Origin of the sequence: Methyloceanibacter sp., assembly GCF_049590335.1 — a bacterium.
In the GTDB taxonomy this organism is placed as follows: Bacteria; Pseudomonadota; Alphaproteobacteria; order Rhizobiales; family Methyloligellaceae; genus Methyloceanibacter.
This window is the reverse complement of the sequence record NZ_JBAWCQ010000034.1, coordinates 1-2,382: the sequence shown is the minus strand read 5'-3', so window position 1 is coordinate 2,382 and position 2,382 is coordinate 1. Positions and strand designations below refer to the sequence as shown.

Annotated in this window: 3 protein-coding genes; 1 reads left to right on the top strand and 2 read right to left on the bottom strand. The window is 59.4% G+C overall.

Features of this window, described 5'->3' with window-relative positions; translation table 11 throughout:
- Positions 1-783 (top strand): sulfatase-like hydrolase/transferase (locus tag WBQ77_RS02450; RefSeq protein WP_424058762.1); only part of this gene is annotated, 783 nt, incomplete at its 5' end.
- Between the two features lie 147 nt (positions 784-930).
- Here the strand turns inward: WBQ77_RS02450 and WBQ77_RS02445 are convergent.
- Together WBQ77_RS02445 and WBQ77_RS02440 are read right to left on the bottom strand one after the other, a co-directional pair.
- The gene (locus WBQ77_RS02445) at positions 931-2,091 is read right to left on the bottom strand and encodes an IS30 family transposase (protein WP_424058760.1); all 1,161 of its coding nucleotides are present in this window, start codon (positions 2,089-2,091) and stop codon (positions 931-933) included.
- Positions 2,092-2,178: 87 nt separating this feature from the next.
- Positions 2,179-2,382, bottom strand: a 204-nt coding sequence (locus WBQ77_RS02440; protein ID WP_424058759.1) for a helix-turn-helix domain-containing protein, incomplete at its 5' end; no start/stop codon positions are given.

Below are 2,382 nucleotides of genomic sequence, written 5' to 3'. Positions count from 1 at the left end.
CCAATGCTGGACGGGTTCATCGGATCTGTTATGGATGAAATAAAGCAGCTAGGCATTGCGGAGAATACGGTCTTCGTTGCAATGGCCGATAATGGTCCGATGGTGCACAGCCCGCCGCCGGGCTGGGGCATGCTTCCAATGCTGTATCGCGGGGGTAAGGGCGACTTCACCGAGGGCGGCGTTCGCGTTCCGGCCTTTGCATGGTGGCCGGGAATGATCGAGTCGAACCAGGTTGTCGGCGACATCGTTCACGTGACGGATTTGTACACGACGTTCGCCCGATTAGGGGGGGCGACAAAGTACGTTCCAACTGATCGCATCGTTGATGGCCTCGACCAAACAGCGGTTCTACTCAAAGGCGACACCCACGGGCGTCGTGATTACGTCTTCATTTACTCCGGCCACCAACTCGGAGCTACGGTTAAAGGGCGTTACAAGCGGCATTGGATCGGTGCGGGTGATGTCGCCGCATCTGGGATGCCCGAGGCCTACTATGACCTCTATATGGATCCTCGCGAGGAGAACCCTCAATTGGTTCCGCTGATACACACGCAGGGCCAATTCAACCAGATGCGTGCTCGGCATGAGCTGTTTAAGAAAAAGTACCCAGACGTCGAGAACGCCAAGGGGATTCCTTATACTGGTCTTTCCAACGCGCGGCCGGAAACCAAGGCGATAGCTAAGCGAGTCCGGGCTACCGTCGAAAGCATGCCTTTCGACGTCAAAGAATACCTTGGCTTCGACTTACCCGGCAGCGATGCCGTTGGTGATTGGGGACGCTAATCCCTCGCCATATGATTAAGGCCACCTTTTCGGAGGTGGCCTTTTACATTTCATGTTGAGCGGCGCCCCCTCCCAAAAAGCGAGAAGCCAATCAACACCCTCGGCACACAGCTGATCTAACCTGAACGTCCGCAATGTGGTGCCGATTCAACCGATCGCCGCAACACACTCTTCGAACTTCTCCGCTGGTGAGTCGTAGTTCAACGTCTTTCTCGGGCGCTCGTTGAGCTCGCGCGCCACGGCGTTTAGTTTCGCCTGGCTGTGGACGGACAGATCTGTGCCTTTGGGGAAGTACTGGCGCAGCAAGCGGTTGGTGTTCTCGTTGGTGCCGCGCTGCCAGGGGCTATGGGGATCGCAGAAGTAGATGTCGAGGTCGGTGGCCAATGTCAGGCACTTGTGATCAGCCAGCTCCTTGCCCCGGTCCCAAGTGAGTGAGCGGCGAAGCTCCCGCGGCAGGTGCTGTACCTGTTTGGCGAGCGCGGCGATGACACTGGCAGTGTCCTTGTTCTTAACCCTGGCCAGCATCACGTAACGGGTCCGGCGCTCGACCAGCGTGGCAATGTAGCTGTTCTTTGAGCCGGCGATCAGGTCACCCTCCCAGTGGCCGGGGATGGCGCGGTCCTCCACGGTGGCGGGTCGCTCCCGGATCGAGACAGCGTCCTTAATCTGCCCGAGGCCGTCGCGCTTGAGGCTCGCATGCCGGGAGCGGCGGATCGCGCGGGTCGCCCTGAGATGGGCCAGCAATTCCTTCTTCAGAACGCCGCGCGTCTGGATGAACAGGCTCCGATAGATCGTCTCGTGGGACACGCGGGCGGTCTCGTCGTCGGGATGTGCGCGCTTCAGCCAGCCCGCGATCTGCTGCGGCGACCACTTGCGCTCAAGTTTCACCGATACTCTCCGGCAAACCGCAGGGCGGCAAGCCAGCTTGCACGGCTTGGGACGCAGGGCACGGTCCCACGCCGCCTGATCCGACCGAGCCGCCCGGTAGCGAGTGCGACCACCATTCCGCTGCACTTCACGGCTGATCGTCGACGGTGCACGCCGCAGCTGACGGGCAATCGCGCGCAGGGTCAACTGCGCCCTGAGACCTATTGAGATCTCCTCGCGTTCAGCGAGCGTCAGAGCAAAGCGCGATCTCCGGCGCTCCGGAGGACGAATGCCACCGGTCCTTGCAAGAAGCGGGTAGATCGACGACGAGTTCCGATCGAACCTCCGACCGATCGAACTCATCGACTCTCCGCGCTGCCAGCGATCCCAGATCTCTGCCTTCTGCTTCTCAGTGAAATAGATCCGACGACGATAGGCCATCTCCAACACTCCATCTTGCCTTCAAAGACTAAAGTGTTGCGTCGACACATTGAGTCCGCCCCACATAGCGGACATTTCTGTCGCCATTCAGTACTTCTTGGCGCGTCGACCCAATGTTTCAGAGGGTTTCTCACCGAACCGCTTGCGATAGCGCACCGCGAAGCGACCTAACTCGAAGAATCCCAAGTGGGTCGCGATAGATGTCACCGTCTGATCCGGTCCCGCGCGTTCAAGAAGCGCATGGGCCTTTTCGAGCCTTCGGATATTAATTGCCTCAAGCATGTTAACGCC

What these genes read in the sequence shown, in the direction of transcription:
- WBQ77_RS02445 (WP_424058760.1), bottom strand. Translation starts at nt 2,091, where the DNA reads ATGGCCTATCGTCGTCGGATCTATTTCACTGAGAAGCAGAAGGCAGAG.